Source organism: Maribacter sp. UH1 (assembly GCF_056839145.1).
Genome location: NZ_CM166387.1, coordinates 1202118 through 1219082, shown reverse-complemented (window position 1 = coordinate 1219082; position 16965 = coordinate 1202118). Strand labels below are relative to the sequence as shown.

General features: G+C 29.4%; 23 protein-coding genes. 2 read left to right on the top strand and 21 right to left on the bottom strand.

The window, feature by feature from the left end; translation table 11 throughout:
• Window positions 1-3 precede the first annotated feature (3 nt).
• Together UH1x_RS05345 and UH1x_RS05340 are read left to right on the top strand one after the other, a co-directional pair.
• Entirely contained in the window at window positions 4-882 is an 879-nt protein-coding gene (locus UH1x_RS05345; RefSeq protein ID WP_482625641.1) for a helix-turn-helix domain-containing protein, read from the top strand.
• A gap of 33 nt (window positions 883-915) precedes the next feature.
• On the top strand, window positions 916-1719 hold the full coding sequence (locus UH1x_RS05340; protein ID WP_482625639.1) for a DUF6503 family protein: 804 nt from the start codon (window positions 916-918) through the stop codon (window positions 1717-1719).
• A gap of 78 nt (window positions 1720-1797) precedes the next feature.
• On the opposite strand, the gene UH1x_RS05335 is transcribed toward UH1x_RS05340, so the two are convergent.
• The 21 genes from UH1x_RS05335 to UH1x_RS05235 form a co-directional block, all read right to left on the bottom strand.
• Window positions 1798-2874: a 3-keto-alpha-glucoside-1,2-lyase-like domain-containing protein gene (locus UH1x_RS05335; protein ID WP_482625637.1), complete on the bottom strand. Its 1077-nt coding sequence runs from the start codon at window positions 2872-2874 to the stop codon at window positions 1798-1800.
• Between the two features lie 63 nt (window positions 2875-2937).
• The gene (locus tag UH1x_RS05330; RefSeq protein ID WP_482625635.1) at window positions 2938-3813 is read right to left on the bottom strand and encodes an AraC family transcriptional regulator; all 876 of its coding nucleotides are present in this window, start codon (window positions 3811-3813) and stop codon (window positions 2938-2940) included.
• Between the two features lie 118 nt (window positions 3814-3931).
• Window positions 3932-4384: a carboxymuconolactone decarboxylase family protein gene (locus UH1x_RS05325; protein WP_482625633.1), complete on the bottom strand. Its 453-nt coding sequence runs from the start codon at window positions 4382-4384 to the stop codon at window positions 3932-3934.
• Between the two features lie 72 nt (window positions 4385-4456).
• Window positions 4457-5023 (bottom strand): Crp/Fnr family transcriptional regulator, encoded by a 567-nt coding sequence (locus UH1x_RS05320; RefSeq protein ID WP_482625631.1) that lies wholly within the window; start codon window positions 5021-5023, stop codon window positions 4457-4459.
• A gap of 112 nt (window positions 5024-5135) precedes the next feature.
• Window positions 5136-5960 carry an oxidoreductase gene (locus tag UH1x_RS05315; protein ID WP_482625629.1) on the bottom strand — a complete coding sequence of 275 codons (825 nt, stop codon included), beginning with the start codon at window positions 5958-5960 and terminating at the stop codon, window positions 5136-5138.
• 4 nt (window positions 5961-5964) lie between these two features.
• Window positions 5965-6354, bottom strand: coding sequence for a cupredoxin domain-containing protein (locus UH1x_RS05310; protein ID WP_482625627.1), 390 nt, complete (start codon window positions 6352-6354; stop codon window positions 5965-5967).
• Between the two features lie 67 nt (window positions 6355-6421).
• Entirely contained in the window at window positions 6422-7009 is a 588-nt protein-coding gene (locus tag UH1x_RS05305) for a Crp/Fnr family transcriptional regulator (protein WP_482625625.1), read from the bottom strand.
• Window positions 7010-7243: 234 nt separating this feature from the next.
• A complete protein-coding gene (locus tag UH1x_RS05300; RefSeq protein ID WP_482625623.1) occupies window positions 7244-7711 on the bottom strand; it encodes a hypothetical protein in 468 nt (155 codons plus the stop codon).
• Between the two features lie 197 nt (window positions 7712-7908).
• Window positions 7909-8715 (bottom strand): RNA polymerase sigma factor, encoded by an 807-nt coding sequence (locus UH1x_RS05295; RefSeq protein WP_482625621.1) that lies wholly within the window; start codon window positions 8713-8715, stop codon window positions 7909-7911.
• Window positions 8716-8770: 55 nt separating this feature from the next.
• Entirely contained in the window at window positions 8771-9181 is a 411-nt protein-coding gene (locus tag UH1x_RS05290) for a hypothetical protein (protein WP_482625619.1), read from the bottom strand.
• A gap of 95 nt (window positions 9182-9276) precedes the next feature.
• Entirely contained in the window at window positions 9277-10170 is an 894-nt protein-coding gene (locus UH1x_RS05285; RefSeq protein WP_482625617.1) for a helix-turn-helix domain-containing protein, read from the bottom strand.
• A gap of 4 nt (window positions 10171-10174) precedes the next feature.
• A complete protein-coding gene (locus UH1x_RS05280) occupies window positions 10175-11197 on the bottom strand; it encodes an SDR family oxidoreductase (RefSeq protein ID WP_482625615.1) in 1023 nt (340 codons plus the stop codon).
• Window positions 11198-11387: 190 nt separating this feature from the next.
• Window positions 11388-11675 (bottom strand): hypothetical protein, encoded by a 288-nt coding sequence (locus UH1x_RS05275; protein ID WP_482625613.1) that lies wholly within the window; start codon window positions 11673-11675, stop codon window positions 11388-11390.
• Between the two features lie 225 nt (window positions 11676-11900).
• The gene (locus UH1x_RS05270) at window positions 11901-12134 is read right to left on the bottom strand and encodes a carboxymuconolactone decarboxylase family protein (protein WP_482625611.1); all 234 of its coding nucleotides are present in this window, start codon (window positions 12132-12134) and stop codon (window positions 11901-11903) included.
• On the bottom strand, window positions 12025-12258 hold the full coding sequence (locus tag UH1x_RS05265; RefSeq protein WP_482626489.1) for a carboxymuconolactone decarboxylase family protein: 234 nt from the start codon (window positions 12256-12258) through the stop codon (window positions 12025-12027). The genes UH1x_RS05270 and UH1x_RS05265 overlap by 110 nt, the downstream gene beginning before the upstream one ends.
• Window positions 12239-12448, bottom strand: coding sequence for a hypothetical protein (locus UH1x_RS05260; protein WP_482625609.1), 210 nt, complete (start codon window positions 12446-12448; stop codon window positions 12239-12241). Before UH1x_RS05260 ends, UH1x_RS05265 begins: the two co-directional genes overlap by 20 nt.
• Before the next feature lie 290 nt (window positions 12449-12738).
• Window positions 12739-13752, bottom strand: coding sequence for an NAD-dependent epimerase/dehydratase family protein (locus tag UH1x_RS05255; protein WP_482625607.1), 1014 nt, complete (start codon window positions 13750-13752; stop codon window positions 12739-12741).
• A gap of 61 nt (window positions 13753-13813) precedes the next feature.
• Window positions 13814-14383 (bottom strand): Crp/Fnr family transcriptional regulator, encoded by a 570-nt coding sequence (locus UH1x_RS05250; RefSeq protein WP_482625605.1) that lies wholly within the window; start codon window positions 14381-14383, stop codon window positions 13814-13816.
• Between the two features lie 884 nt (window positions 14384-15267).
• Window positions 15268-15702 carry a hypothetical protein gene (locus UH1x_RS05245; RefSeq protein WP_482625603.1) on the bottom strand — a complete coding sequence of 145 codons (435 nt, stop codon included), beginning with the start codon at window positions 15700-15702 and terminating at the stop codon, window positions 15268-15270.
• Between the two features lie 77 nt (window positions 15703-15779).
• Entirely contained in the window at window positions 15780-16514 is a 735-nt protein-coding gene (locus UH1x_RS05240; protein ID WP_482625601.1) for a GNAT family N-acetyltransferase, read from the bottom strand.
• Complete coding sequence (locus tag UH1x_RS05235; RefSeq protein WP_482625599.1) at window positions 16511-16960, bottom strand: DMT family transporter; 450 nt, start codon at window positions 16958-16960, stop codon at window positions 16511-16513. Before UH1x_RS05235 ends, UH1x_RS05240 begins: the two co-directional genes overlap by 4 nt.
• Window positions 16961-16965 lie beyond the last annotated feature (5 nt).

Sequence of the window (16965 nt, the reverse complement as noted above, 5' to 3'; positions counted from 1 at the left end):
ATTATGGTGTTAACTATTCCCCGTGATTTACATAAAGATTCTGTAGAAAATGACGTTGTTTACTCAATAAATGATGCTACAATTGCTTTGTTAGATAGAAAAAATGATACAAATAGATCTAAAATAAATCTAACGCAACATTTAATTGCTTTCGGAATTGAAGGGAAAAAGCATTTCCATTCTTTTAATGATGATACTGTTTTGTGTAAAAACGAGGCTATTTTTCTTAAAAAAGGGTTGTTTTTAACAACCGAAAAAATAATGAAAAGCAATAATTATAAAAGTATTTTATTTTTTGTTGATGATAATTTTTTATTAGATTTTTTCAAGAGAAATGGAAAATATTTTCCATTTGTAAGTAGTTCAAAAGATGAAATAAAGGCATACTTTAAGTTTGATAGTAGCCCTAATTTAGAAGCTTACATTAATTCTCTTTTACCTTATTTTGAAAATGGGACACTATTAACAGAACCCCTTTTTAAAGTAAAGTTTGAAGAGCTTTTATTAAATTTAGTATTAAATGACAAGCATCATTCTTTTAAAAATTTCTTAACCAATTTAAACAAGAAAAACACTTATAATTTAAGTGAGTTTATGAAAAATAATTTCACTCGTAATTTACGAGTAGAAGATTTTGCATATTTAAACGGAATGAGTGTTTCTTCTTTTAAAAGAAACTTTGAAAAAGCTTTCTTTTCATCACCAGCAAAATGGTTAAAAGAAAAAAGAATAGAAAAAGCTGAATTTCTACTTCAGTCATCGGATAAAAATATCAGCGAAGTAGCAATGGAAGTTGGATTTGAAAACCCATCACATTTCATCCAAATTTTTAAATCACAACATGGACTTACTCCAAAAAAATTTCAGCAACAATTTAGTTAAAAAATAATTTTAATAACCTTAAATAATTTCAATATGAAAAAAATAATTTTAAATATAATAGTTGCACTATTTGCAATCTTAATTTTATCTGCTTTTACAATGAGTGAAGTAGAAACAGACCCAAAATCTAAGAGTTTACTAGAGGCCCTTGCAAGTGTAAATGGCGGTTGGAAAAAAATAGCCTCAAAAAAAGATGTTGAAATCACTTATAGATACCATGACCTTACAAAAGGGACTGATTTATCTACAGAAAGATACATATTTGATGGAGAAGCTTCATGGGCTGAGTACCGTAATTTACATACAGCAAATATAATGACGGAGAGTAAAGGTGTTGTTAAACAAAATACTATAAAAGGAATAACTAATATTACTTTAAATGATCAAAAAGTAACTGATGAAAAAAACGTAGGAACTGCTAAGTTTTTTAGATCTGTTAATTTCTACTGGTTAACAATGATGTATAAATTAGAAGACCCAGGTACTGTGCATAAGTATTTAGGTAAAGAAAACGTTAACGGAATTGATTACGATAAAATAAGCCTTACTTATGATGCAAAAATCATAGGGAAAGAGGTGAATGATGAGTATATTCTTTACTTTAACCCTGAAACGCATTTGGTGGATCAATTCTTCTTTTCTTTACCTGCTTGGGGCATTGATAAGCCTGTTTTAAGAATGGAACTAGGGTATAATAAAATTGAAGATGTACTTGTTGCAACTTCAAGAAAAGTTTTTGCTCCAAATACACAAGGAAAATATTCTCTACTAGGTGTATTTACAACTTCTGATATTAAATTTAATAATGGCTTTACTTTAGAAGATTTTAAACTATAGTATTCCAATTATAAATTGGGGATTTTAAAAAGAGACAAAAGGTTAATCTAATCTTTTATCTCTTTTTTTTATCAGTAACTATTCAATTTTTCCAATTAATCCCCAACCGTTTGCTTTGTCAATAACAGCACAATGAAGAGTGTTCTTACCTTTTCTTAAATTTAAATATAATTTGTTTGCATTTATATCTATATGGCCTTGATATTGTGTTCCTTTTGATCTAAATGCATTATTTCCTTTAAAAAGGACTATTCCATTTAGATAGACAATTATTTTATCACTGTAGTCAAATGAAAATAGTTTTGTTTCATTAGTGTCTGATTCAATAGTTGTTGAAGCTACTGTATAGGCTTCAGAGTTTTTCTCGAAGTTACCAGCGGAAGGCTTTTTAATATATTTTGAAAATGGAAGTAATCCAGATTTTTCGGTTGATACGGTTGTATAATTCTCTTTTGAAAAATTGTTGAAGTCTAATTTTCCTTCAACAAATGGAAATCCTTTCGTAATATTCCATTGCGATATTATGTTAGGTTCTTTATCGTTTTTAGCTTCTATCATCTTAGCATTATGACTAATTTCTTTACTGGTAAATCTAAAATTAGAAAACCTATTATTAAACAATGCAAACAAACCTATTTCTCCTGTATTATGAACTGTCCTAAGATTATCTACGGTAAGTTTCTTTTCATTATTAACAAAAATAATTGCTTGTCTACCGTTGACTTCAATACGTAAGTTATTCCACCCTTTCGTTTTAAAGCTAACATTGGCTTGGTATTCTTTATATAATTGCCAAGTTAATTCTTCATTGTAAGTCGGTGAATATTGTATAGCATCAACTTGATTCGATTTGTGAAGTCTCATATAAACTTCTTCCATAGCATTTTGCTCCTTTCTAAAAATTATACCTGCAAAACTTCTATTTTCATTGGCATAAACATCAACTTCAATAGTTCCGTTTGAGAATTGTTTATTTTTTAAAAAAGCTTTACCATCTAAAAGAAGTGTTTCTCTATTATCAAAGGTTTCAAAATAAGAGGTTCCTTTTTCTACCCGCCAATTTGAAGTATTCATTGAGATGTTTGTAGTTTTATTTTGCGCTTGAGATAGCTGTAAACTAAGTAAGGAAATAAACAAATAAAATAAATTTTTCATAGTATTATTGAATTTATAATCCTTGCAAAGATTTCAATATATTACAACTTGTAACATATCATTTTACCATGAATGGCTATCATTTTGGTAATTTTGACGATACATACTAGGCGGTATACCTTCATGTCTATTAAAAAAACGTGTAAGATTATTAGCTTCACTAAAATTTAGGGCATCCGCAATTTCTGAAATAGTTTTGGTAGAATACCTTAGTTCCATTTTAATCTCTTGCAGTAATCTAAAATGAATAATTTCTTTAGATGTACAGCCAAAAGACTCTTTTATGTTTTTATTTAGTTGTTGTCTGGAGATTTTCAATATTTCACAATACTCTTCTACGGTATGAAATTTTCGAATATTTAATTCTAATTTCTCTTTAAATAAATAAACAACAGAACTGTTTTGTATCTTATTTGAAAGTTTATAGTATCTTGAAAATAATCTATTCATTTTTGATAAATAGAAATATAATAGTGACCTAATAATATGAAGACTATCACTTTGAAAATCTGTTATTTCAGATATAATTTCATTTAAAGAAAATTGAACTTTATGATATTCATTTTTTGTTAACTGTAAGTATTGCGGGTATTTCGAATTATAAAAATATTGAAGCTTATACACAAAAAGCTTATCATCAAAAAAATCAGATAAAAAATTATTTTGAAAAACCAAGTGAAAGCCTTTAATATCTAAAGGGTCAATTTTGCATCTTTTTTTCTGGAAAGGAGAAATAAAAAACATAGAGTTCTTTTCAATATTTAAACTATGTCCATTTAAATCTATATAGCCTTGCGCTTTTTCAAAAATAAAAATTTCAAAAAAGTCTGTTGTATGTGTTGAGGGGTCAAAATAAATATTAGGATTGGTTTCAAACCTATGTAAGTCCATTTGAAGCTCAAAGCCATATTTTTCTTTTTCGAAATAGAAAGTGCGCAAAATATTATTTTTAAAACAGTAAATTGTAGGCACAATTTACTGTTTTATTCTCAATCGTTTTGATTCATATACTAGTTAAATGTGATACCTCTATACTGCTATATAAAGTAAAACGAAACTAGTTGTTAACTTTATAGTTGCCTGGAGTAAACTGAAACGTTTTCATTAATCTAGTCCAAGTATTTATTTGAGAGATAGCTAAGGTTAATATGCAAATCTCTTCTTTAGAAAAGAATGTTAATAACGGATTATAAATTTCGTCAGCAATAAGATTTTTAGATAGTTGTGTTAATGTATCGGTAAACTTAAGAATGGCTCTTTCTTTATCTGTAAAATAAGGGGTTTCTTCCCAAACACATAAAGAGGATAATCTTAAATCTGTTTCGTTTACATTTTTTAATTCTTTATGATGCATATCTACACAATAGGCGCAACCGTTGATTTGTGCAACTCTAAGTCTTATTATTTCGAGTAAATTAAATTCTAGAGTAGATTCATTAATGAAATTTTCAACTTTCAATAAAATGTCAAGCATTCCTTCAGGAATATCTTGGTAATTAATTCGTTCCATAATTATGTTTTGAAATTATGGTGTAAAGATATATTTAGCACTACTCAAAAATCCTTAAGATATCTTAAGAAACTATTTGTTTTTTCTAATTTCACTTAAATATTCAGGAGTAATATCAAGATAAGAAGCAATCATATATTGAGGAACTCTTTGCGCAAAATCAGGAATTTTTTCAATCATATAATTATAACGTTCTTTACTGCTCTTTTTCATATAAATATCATTTCGTCTTTGAAGTGCAATTATCATATTCATATAAATTTTTCTGAAGGTTTGTTCTAATTTTGGAACTTCATGATATAAGTTTTCTAGTTCTTTTTGATTAATTTGAAGAACTGTAGTTTCTTCTATTGCTTGAATAGAATTTGAAGCAGATGTATTATTGATAAAACTATCTAAATTAGTCATCCACCAGTTTTCTATACCAAACGCACTAATAGCTTCATTCCCATTGTCTTCAATCCTAAACTGACGAACTAATCCTTTTAGAATAAAAAAATTGTAAGCACATACAGTACCTTGCTCTAATAAATATTCTTTTTTTTGATAGGTTTTAAGAACACATTTATTATAAAATTTCTTTGTTTCCAATTCATTAAAATCAGAATAACGATTTAAATATTTATATAGTTTTTCCACTATTTTAATTATGGTTGTTGACAATCATCAAGGTACATAATAAAAACAAAGTAGCGATTTAGAACAATATCCAAATCGCTATTATTTTAGTTAGTTTTATAATACAATTTTATTAGTAGACAGCATTTTCTGCTATAACTTTATTTGTTTCTAAATCTGATTTTACACTATCTAACTTCATGCCAATGGTCATTAAGGCTATTTTACCCAAAGGTAATCTAAGTGAAGGTTTTTCAGAATAAACTAAATCTATAATTGCTTCAGCAGCTTTTATAGGGTCACCTTCTTGTATACCATCAACACTTTTTAATTTTGTTCTAAAAAGACCAGCGGTTTCATTGTAATCATCAATGATATTTTCAGCCTCCCCAAGTCCTTTTCCTGCAAACTCTGTTCGGAAAGGTCCTGGTTCAACCAAAGAAACTGTTATACCTAATGGAGCTACTTCTTGAGCCAATGCCTCGCTAAAACCTTCAACTGCAAATTTACTGGCATTATATATTCCAAACCCAGCAAATGCTTTAATTCCTCCGTGAGATGAAATTTGAATAATATTTCCGTCTTTTTCTTTTCTCATAAAAGGTAAAACAGTTTGTGTAACCTTTAGAGTTCCAAAAAAATTGGCATCGAAAACTTCTTTAACTTCTTGTATGGAAGTTTCTTCGATAGCGCCAACAAATCCAATTCCAGCATTATTTACTAAAACATCAATTCTGCCAAATTCAGAGATAACTTTCGAAATACAAGTTTCTATATGCTCTTCATTAGTTACATCTAATAAAACAGCAAAAGCTTTATCCTTATATTGCTTGTTAAATTCCTCTACTTGAGATTGATTTCTAAAAGTACCAATTACAAAATCACCTTTTTCTATTACAGATTGGGCAAGAGATTTGCCCAATCCGCTAGAAATACCTGTTATAAACCAATATTTCATAAAATTATTTTACAGTTAAGTTGTAATAAGGTGTTGGGTTTAGAGGACAAAAATAAACATACTCCCCTTTTTTAAGTTCTACAATTCCTGAATACTCTGCCTTTCCTTTTTTTACATATGCAGAAGTAAAAGCAGTAGGAATGGCAGTCTTCATTAAATTTTTACCTTTATCTTCTTTCTTTTGTATTGCTAATCCTAAGTCTTTGTCAACATCTTTGTTAACGACTCTAAATTGATATTTACCCGCAGTAAGTTCTAAGTTTTGCGTTTCAAATTGACCTTCTGTTTGCGTTAATTCAATAATTGTTACATTTTTTTCCATAGCCTGTGCTTTTACATTTTGATTCATAAATAATGCGCAAATAATGATTAGCGCCGAAATTATTTTTTTCATTTTATAAAGTTTTTAAATATTACTTTACAAAAGTCTATGAAACACATTAGCTGAAAAATGAACTAGTTCAAGATTTTAAAGAAATCCGTTTTTTTATTTTACTTAAAAATTCGGCAGACATTCCAAGATAGGAAGCCAAAGCATATTGAGGTACTCTTTTTACTATGGAAGGATAACGATCATTAAATTCTAAATAACGTTCTTCTGCAGTCATACTTAAATTAGATAGAGCCCTTTTTCGTGAAAATGCAAATGCTTTTTCTGTTGTGATCCTAAAAAACTCACTCAATCCATGAATTTTTTTACAAAGTCCTTCTATATCATCATAAGTCATTTGTAAAATGATAGAATCTTCTAAAGCTTCGACAAAAAGTGTAGCGGGTGTTTGTGTAATATAACTATAGAAGTCACTCACAAACCAATCTTCAATAGCAATTTGTATAGTATGTTCTTTTCCTTGATTATCTATAAAATAGGAGCGGAATGAGCCTTTTACAACATAATTCCGGTATTGGGAAATTTGATTTGGTTGGTCTATAAATTGTCTACGTTTAATTTTTGTAGTTTTTAGAATAGAGATAAACTCTTTTTCTTCATTTTGATTTAAGAAAACGTGACGTTTAATATTGTTTAAAATATTGGTGTAATCAATCAATTTTTTCGATGCTTAATTCTATGAATCTCAATGTACACAAATTTAAGTATTATATATAAAAACTTTTATGTCTTAATTAAGACGATTTATATTTTATATAGCTATATGAATCATTTTATGAAATATTAGTTGGAGTTCTTACCAGTTTAGGCAAAACAACTAATGTTGTATTATATATCAGAAAAGCCAATGAAATTAACTTCATTGGCTTAAATTAAAGATTGTTACGCTACTTTATTCAGATAACATTACTTGTAATTTTTTTAGTTCTTCTTTAAGTTGACCTATTTGAGCAGCTAAAGCCCCTTCAACTTGTTCTAAAGGTACTGGGGGAGCAATTAATGTAAAAGAATAAATAGCTTTACCATCTGGTCCGGTAGTTACTCGTGAATAAGCAATACCTATACTATTATCTGGCATTGTCATATACCAATCTATGGTTCCTAATTTTTTATTAGTTTTTGTTTCTAAACCAATTCTAAGTTCTCCTCTTGGCGTTACTAATAATGCTGATTTTTCATCAGCTTCTTTAAAAGCACCGGTCCATTTGTTTAGGTTGTTAGGATTTGAAATGTAATTAAACGCTTTTTCTTTAGATGTTTGTAAGTTAACGCTTTGTACATCGTGATTTTTTACTTGACTACTTGCATTTGAAACAATTCCAAGAGTTAACAGTACTAATAGGACACCTGTTTTTTTCATAATTATAAATTTAATAGTAGATGATTAAATTCATCTATATCTAATTAGACAGGTAAATAAGCGAAGTGTGAATTTTTTAAGCTTTTTTATTTTTAACACCAATTTTTTAGATATATACAGCTATAGGCGTAAAACATAAAACTTGTTATATTTATAAAAAACAAGAGGACGAAATAATGTTTTAATTTTAGAAGGTTTTAAATATTTTGTATACCATCAATAATTCTTTTATTCATTACTAAGTTAGTTAGTTCCAGATGAAAATCAGTTTTACTTTTAAAAGTTCCATGATTGTGATATATTCCAGTCATAGAGTTTAACTCTTCCATTTCATCATTATATATTTCAACATCAGAAACGAAACTAAGGTTGTTCTTTACAATTCTTTTACAGGTTAAAGCAGTATTAATTTTCTTATTACACCTACAAGCATTTTTAGGATTGTAAATCCCACAATTAGAATTCATAAAGCCTTCTATCAATTTTCTTGCTTTCTGCAATCTTTTTCTAAAGGTTTCAGGTGTAATTTCAATAATTTCACAAGCTACATTGCTTTTTATTTTTAAAACACTGCCAAGTATAAAGACAATTCTTAAGTCTCTATTTAAACATTGTAGCATAGCCAAGGTGCAACCTGTTTTCATCTCTTTTTCTAATAGGTCTCTGTCAGGCAAATCGTAGCTTGCAGGTTCTGTTATGGTATTTAAGTCTTCTGAAAACTGACTAAACGTTATAGGTCTTTTTTCAAAAGTGCTCTTTTTTTGATTAATTAAATAATTTGTGGCTAAACGATACACCCAGGTATTAAATTTACTTTTTCCATGAAACTTACTTAGATTGGTCATCACTTTTAGTAAAATTTCTTGTGTTGCATCCTCAGCATCTTCTTTAGTCCATAAAAAGCGTAGCGCTAAATTATAGACTAAACCTTCTATGGATTTTATAAGTTTTTCAATGCTTTTTCTGTTTCCTTCTAAGCACGATTTAATGAGTAGGTCTTCCATATTTTTAGGTAATTTAAATAAAAAAGGTTAGGCTTGTGCCTAACCTTTTATGAAATTATTCTGCTAAAATAGTCTGTAAACTAAGTAGTTCCTCCTTTAATTGCCCAATTTGAGCATTCAACGTCCCTTCTATTTGTTCTAAAGGAACAGGTGGGGCGATTAAAGTAAAAGAATAAATAGCTTTGTCATTAGGTCCTGCGCTAACTCTAGAATAAGCAACACCAACACTTCCATCTGGCATAGTCATATACCAATCTATGGTTCCTAATGCTTTGTTTATTTTGGTTTCTAAACCAATCTTAAGTTCTCCATTCGGAGTTACTAATAAAGCAGAAGTGTCATTTGCTTGTTTAAAAGCACCTGTCCATTTCTCTAAATTGGCAGGGTTTGCAATATAATCAAATGCTTTTTCTGTTGAGGTTGCTAAATTGATGCTTTGTACATCGTGATTCTTAATTACGTCCATTTTATATTTTTTAAAGTAACCAATGAATTTTGGTTATGTTAGTTTAGACCGTAAAAAAAGTGGACTGTGAATTTTTTATGCAGTTTTTTATAAGATTAAGATTTAACTCGATATTCACTAGGGGTAACACCAGTTTTCTTTTTAAATAATCGACTAAAATAATGAGGGTATTCAAAACCAAGCTCAAAAGCTATTTCTGAAATAGATTTGTCAGAGGTCATTAAATCAATTTTAGCAGATTCAATAATGTAACTATGGATATGTTCAATAGCAGATTTTCCTGTCGTATTTTTTAGGGAATCACTAAGATAGTTTGTCGAAATACGTAATTGCTCTGCAAAAAAATCTACCGTAGGTAAGTGATTGTTTTCTTTGCTATTGAAAAAAGAATGAAGTGCTGTTTTAAAGTTTGAATATATAGAGTTATCTATGTCATTTCTAATGGTAAACTGTCTTGCATAATATCTAAAGGAATATGTAAATAGTAATTCTAGATTAGATAATACCACATTTTTACTGTATTTATCTATAGGTAACTCATATTCCTTTTCAATATTAATTAAAATATTTTCAATAGATTCTTCTTCTGTTCTTGATAAATGTAAGCCCTCATTTATTTGATATTCAAAAAATCCATATTGGTCAATCCTATTTTGTTGATTAGCGTTATTCCACAATTCTTTATGAAAAAATACAATCCATCCTCTGGCATTTTCAAGTAAAACATTACTGAACTCCATAAGTTGCAAAGGAGCTGTAAACCCTAGAACGCCTTCTTGAAAATCATAATTGGTTCTACCATACTTTACATAACCATTTAAATTCTTTTTAAAACCAATGGTGTAAAAATCATAGGTGATTTTTTCAGGGCAACTAATACCCTTTAAGTCCTCTAATCGTTGAATACTAAACAATGGATGTTTGGGGGGGTCTAAACCCATTAATTGATGTAGTGTAGAGATAGATGGTATGTGAACTGTTTTTTTCAATAGCTTATATGATGTTTAAAGCAATTAGACTTTGAGCAGTGGTTTTTATCGATTCAGTTAAAGAAATGGGACTCCAATTCAATTCTTTTTTAATTTTAGAATTATCAACAAGTCGTTTGGAACCTAAATCGTTTAAAATAGGTTTGGTTTCTTTATCAAATGTACTAAACAACTTTACCATAAAGTTTGGTAACGTTTTAGAGGGTATTTTATAGTTTGGAAATTCTTTTGTTAATATTTCAGCTAGTCCTTTAAAATCCATATATCCGCTAGTGCATAAGTAACGGTTTCCTGATGCATTTGGGTTTTCTAAAGCCTTAATATGAGCATCTGCAACCGCTCTAACATCTACCATTGCAAAACCTATTCTTGGTATTGCTGGCATACTTCCATCCATTAATTTTTTAATAAGATTCGCAGATGTGCCATAATCACTCTTGTCAAGGATAGGTCCTAATATGGCACCTGGGAGTATGGTTACCAATTCAGGAGCATTTTTGTTATTTTTCACATAATCCCAAGCTGATTTTTCTGCTATAGTTTTACTTCTAAAATATGGAGTTGTATCTTTTTTATTGGATACGTTCGTCCAATCTTTCTCAGTAAAAGTTCCATTTTTACGTTCACCGTAAATAACAGAACCTGTTGAAGATGTAACTACCACTCTTTTGATTCCGTTAGCGGTAGCGGCTTTTAAAATATTTAATGTTCCGTTTTTTGCAGGAAGAATAATATCGTTTTCATGTTCTGGTAAAACAGTAGGGAAAGGAGAAGCAATATGAATTACATAATCCACATCTTTAATAGCATCTTTCCATTTGTCAACAGAATCAGAAAGACTGATTTCATAAAAACTCAAATTATTTATATAATCACTTTCTTTGCCTATAATTGCTTTTATAGCATCGCTTCTTTTCAAGTCTCTTAAAGTTCCTTTTACATCATATCCTTTGTTTAAAAATTGAATAGCAGTATGAGAACCTAAAAAACCTGTAACACCTGTTAATAATATTTTTTTATTTTGCATCTTATTTCTTTTTATACAAAGTTGAAACATTAATACAACGTATTTTAATACGTATTCCCTTAATACTAACACATATTACAGATAACCTTAAGAGATAGTCGTTATTACCAAATAAAAATGCCTTTTGATTTATTCAAAAGGCATTTTAGGTTACATTTTTTTAATATATAATACTTTATTTTATGGTTTTTTATTCTCTCCAATAATATTTAGAAGTGATGATAGCAATAGGTAAACCAACTAAAACCATATGCCAAACAATACCTACAATAACCAAATTTAAATCAAAAGGACCTTTTGGAAAATTGGATTGAGGTAGCACAACCAAGTTCATTACCAACCAAATAGCTAATCCGAATAGTAATCCCATTAAAGATACGTTTGTTCTTAATAGTTTTACTTTAGGAAAAAGATAGAAATAGATAATAGCAACTACAAAAGCAATAATAAAGTGATGAAAAGTTCCAGCTGCCGCCATTAAAAACCCTCCTCCAATTGCTTCTAGCCCATGTTATCCAGCTCCTATAAACTGTAATACTTGCATTGGATTAAATCCGAAGAAGATAAAATAAACAATAACTCCTGCTATGGCATCTAATATCCCAGCTACTAACCCAGACCACAATATTGTCTTTGTAGGCGAATTAGATTTTGTAAAATCGAATGATAAAATTGAATTACTCTTAATCTGTTTTTTTGCAATTTATAGTTGAGGTACTTCAGGGAAATCAATAGTAACTTGAGTTACATTATGTAAGTAATTAGTGATTGTTTTTTCACCAACCTGTATAATTACATCAACTAAATGACCTTTACTATATCCTTCATTAAAAAATAATTCCAAAAACTTTGAATTTATCCTTCCACGTGTTTGTGCTATATCTTGACTTAATTTTATCAAAGTATTCAATTTTTTTGTCAAAAGTTGCTTTTCCACTTCTAATTTCTAAAGCTTCCGCCTCTGTAAATCCGTTCATTTTACCAATAGCGGTATACGCGGCTCTACAGTAGTTACAGTCATTTACTTCACTAGCTACTAAATTAATAGCTTTTTTTTTTATTGGTTAATACAGAACTAGCGTTTTGAAATGTAATGTATCTGTTTAACCCATTCTCAGACAAACCTAAAGTTGCAAAAAGGTTGGGCATAAAACCTACACCATCTACAATAGTATCGTATACAGGTAAATTGTTTTCTGACATTTGTTCTCTCGTAGGAGCATCGAACTTAATTTGTGAATTTGATTCCATTTTCTTTGGATTTTAAAGTTTACTTATAAGTATCCCTATTTATAAAGATGTAAAATCCTTTCAAATGGTTGCCTGATGATTTTTTATTTTTAGGTAATCTGTGATTTGATGTCGTTCAATTCCAGTTTTCCAAATTTTCTTGTATGTCCAGATTTTTATTTAGCTCGTTGCCAACGTTCAGTATAAGACACGTAGGGCAGGTGATAAGCCATACGTTTCGGTTTGGCGACTTTTTAAATAAATACAGACCTTTCGGAAAGCCTAAACTGCCCAATGTTTTTTATACCTTGTTATATGCCGTTTTCTTTTTTCCAATCGGTTTTCAAATATTTCAAAGCATCTTCCAAAGCTTTTCTTGAAGGTTTAGGATTAAAATCTAATTCTTTTTTTGATTTACTAATATCATAATCTTGTTTTAAGCCATAAAACATATCCAAGTAATGTCTTTGTAATAAAGGTTCTTTACCTGTGAGTTTACTGCTAAATTCCATTAAACCAGCAACAGAGTACAATAAACATTTTGGTGCTTTTTTAGGTGTTTTTAATTTTAGTTCAGGATATAATTCTGACGCTATTTTTACTGTTTCTTGTAGCGTAGTGTGTTGCTCGTTCGATAATATATAACGTTCTCCATTTCTACCTTTTTGCATAGCATTATATAGACCAGAAGCTACATCTTTTACATCTACCCAATTTAAAGTTACATTGGTGTCTACAGGTATTTCTCCATTTAAAACTTGTAATACAAGGTTGTTAGAATAACTTAATTTATAAGCTTTGTCACCAATCATAGCAGAAGGTAAAACAAGAACAGTCCTAATACCATATTTTTCACCCAATTCTAATGCTAGCTTATCTGAATCATTTTTAGAATTGTAATACCAATTTCTTCGGTCTTTGTTATATCCATTGTCCACATTAGCTGGTAATTTTGTAAAATCCAAACTAGCAACTGAACTTACATAAACGATATTTTTGATGCCACATTCTTTAGCAATGTCAAACACATTTTGTGTTCCTTGCATATTATTATCATAAATTTCAGTTTTAGGATTTTTAGCCCACATACTAAAATTAGCAGCTACTGCGTATAAATTTGTGACTCCTTGAAATGCCTTTTTAAGAGATTCTCTGTCGGTAATATCAGCTTGAACAACTTCACAGTCTAGTCCTTTAAAAGGTTCAGTGTTATTAATGTTCCTTATAGTTGTTTTTACTTTCTGGTTGTTGGAAAGTAATAGTCTAACTAGGTTGTTTCCTAAATGTCCGTTTCCGCCAGTTACTAATGAAATTTCGTTGCTCATGATTCTTAAATTTTGTTTGAGCAAATTTCAAGACTTTTTAAGAGGTTAGAAATAACATTTGTTAGAAAGCGATTTGTTTTCTAATACGACTTAGAGATTGAGGTTCCATTCCTAAAAAAGAAGCGACATTGTCAATAGATACATTCAAAGCTAATTTTGGATATTTATTTACAAATTTGAGATAACGTTCTTTTGCAGTTAAAATTTGAAAATCTTTAACACGTTCTAATTTGCAACTTAAATGCTCATTGGTTACTTCTTTGACAAATATTGCCCAAAATTTTGTTTCTTTTTGTAAAATATCAAAATCAGGTTTCGATATTTTTATAAGACTACAATCTGTGATAGTTTCATAATAATCTAATGATGGTGTTTCTGTCATAAAACTATCTAATGATGTAAAAAAATCTTGTTCCGCTACAAGGTGCTGTACGACAATCTTTCCGTCAGCATTTTGATATCCCTTTACAATTCCAGTATCTAAGAAATAAATATATCTCTCAACTTTTCCTGCTTTTAAAAGATTAGTTTGAGCTGGTACTTCTTCAGAAACAAAGTACTTTTTGATTAAATCAGTATCATTTTGAGTTAAAGTAATTTTTGATTGTATGTAATTAATTAGATTTTTCATTGTTGAGCGGTAATGGTATATAACGTTTAAGCTAAGATTAGTTGCGTTGTGAAATCCGACAGGATTTCCCATCGCGAACTAAGATAGCAAAATTGCTCTAGATTTTCCATCGGAAAATCCGGAGCAATTAATTTTAGGTATTGTTAGCAAAATGTGGCGACACGCACGAGTAAGCACGAACGATTACATTATCCTAAATCCCCTGCCTGAGTAGAGTCCATTTGCGTAACGATTGGGTAGGAGTGAGGTCCATTTGAGCAAACAAGCTAAAAAATCCATTTGCGTAAAGTTGCTCAAGCCCTTTGTATAATAATTGACACGGTTTATTCAAAATCTACCCATATGGTAAATAGTAGAATTATTATGAAAATCACAACTATATATTTTGAAAAAGAGCCTTTCTCTTTCGAGAAAAACCATGAAGATTTTTTCGCTAACCATGGATTAACTTTTTCAAGTCTATTAATAAAGCGCTTATCATTTATCTCTCCTAATTTCAGCCAAATAGGAACGCCTATTATAAATGCGATAGAAACAATTATTTTCGTCTTGAACTCCAATTAATTTTCGTTTTGAGTCATTTTTGCTAACGGTTGAGCTATGAACATTACGGGGGCAAACAGACGTTTACTTTCCGGTTTACAATTAGCCAAAACCTTTTGTTTTGGTTTTATTTTTTTCTTTTAAGATCCCAAAATCCTAATGTTTTGGCGGACTTTATAAATATACACAAACCTTTTGTTTATGCCCGAAGCCCGTATTGTTTTTAGGTATTGTTAGCTGCTGGTACGACACGTACGAGTAAGCACGTTCTATTTTCGTTTCCGTATTTTTCCGTCCGAGTCAAGTCCATCTGCTCAAACTAGCTAAGAATTCCATGAGTTTCATTTGTTTATATTTTCAACTCGTTCAACTATATTTTCTTCATTCAAGAAAATAACAAATTCGTAGTGGTCTAATGTTGCGTAATTATCAGGGTCGGGAGATATGTAACAAATTGTGTTTTTTGTCCAACAATCAGTTGTGTATTCAGTTCCTAATAATGCTATTATCTCATCTTTTGTTTTTCCTAGGAGTAAGTCATTTTCTGCTAAATCATTTACCATTCTATATCTAGAATCAATATTTTGAATCCAGTCAGTTGAATTAAATTCCTTTGACCTTAATAAGGGATTTATTATTCCGTAACAAATTCCAATCATTGCTGTTGTCAAGAATATTGGCGTTAAAACCGTTGCTAATATTGAGCGTTTTTTTATGTTTTTATTCCCGTAATTCTTAAGTAAAAATTTTCTGTACAAGTAGAAGGATGGAATCAAGAAAATAATTTACAGTACAATAAAAATAAATATCAGTTTAATCATTTCTATATTTTGGAGTACTTGCAGCTAACGTTTTATACACGTTGTTGTAAGGCGTAATTTTTTATAGTGAATTGTTCTTCAAAGCCTAATTTCAAATATAATCCTTTTCCCATATTAGATGATTGTAAAGTAATATAATCACTATTAACTTCAATAGATTGATTTATTAAAAGTTTCATTATTCTTTCTGCATAACCTTTTCTCCTTTGTTCTGGTATTATTCCGACAGAATGAATACCTGTAACTTTGTTTGTTATATGTAGAATAGCTGTCCCAAGAGCTTCATTCTTATGATAAGCAATATAATAATCAGTATTCTCTTGATATTTGTTTAATAAAATAGGGTTTATGAAATATCCAAAAGACTTAGAAAATAATACAGACCATAATTCAGTTTCTTTTTTTGTTGACACCTTTTTTAAACTTAAGCCACTTGATTCAATAAATGAATGGTCAGGTTTTAATGACATTCCTATTTGTTCAAATTTAAGTTTGAATCCATTTTCTTCTAATAATTGAAAAGAATTATTATTGTGAATATTCCAATAAGGAACTATTAGGTTTGTAGAAATTGAAGATAGTTTTTCTTTTGCAATACCTATCTTAGTTTCATTAATTTCGTTATGAAACCACAACCTATTTGGCCATTCCGAATCTTTAATTAAACAATAATCAAATTCTTTTTCTTGAAAACTTGAATCAAATGGTTTGCTTACCGTTTGCCAAAGAGAAATTAAGTTTTCGATATTTAATTTTATACTGTTCATTTTATATTGATTAATACGATTCCTAGAATCATTGATAATATTCCGATTGCCTTTTTCATTGTTATTGGTTCTAAAGGTAAATTTAACCAACCATAATTTCCTGCAATTACAGCAAAGATTAATTGACCACAAAGTCCAATAGAAATCATTGTAGAAATTCCAAGTTTAGGAATAGTATAATAATATAAACTTATTCCTAATACACTAAAAAAGCCACCCGTAAACCATAAATAAATAGGAACTTCTTTTATTTGTATTATTGTCGGTAAGGATTTGTAATTAACAAGTACAAATACGAAAGAAAATAAAGTACTGCTGAAAAATGCAATCAAACTTGCTAATAAAGGGTTGCTTAGTAAAGCACCTAACCGAGCATTTAAACCACCTTGCATAGCTAAAAATACACCACCAATAAAAGCTAAAATTAATAAAACAGAATTATTCATATGTT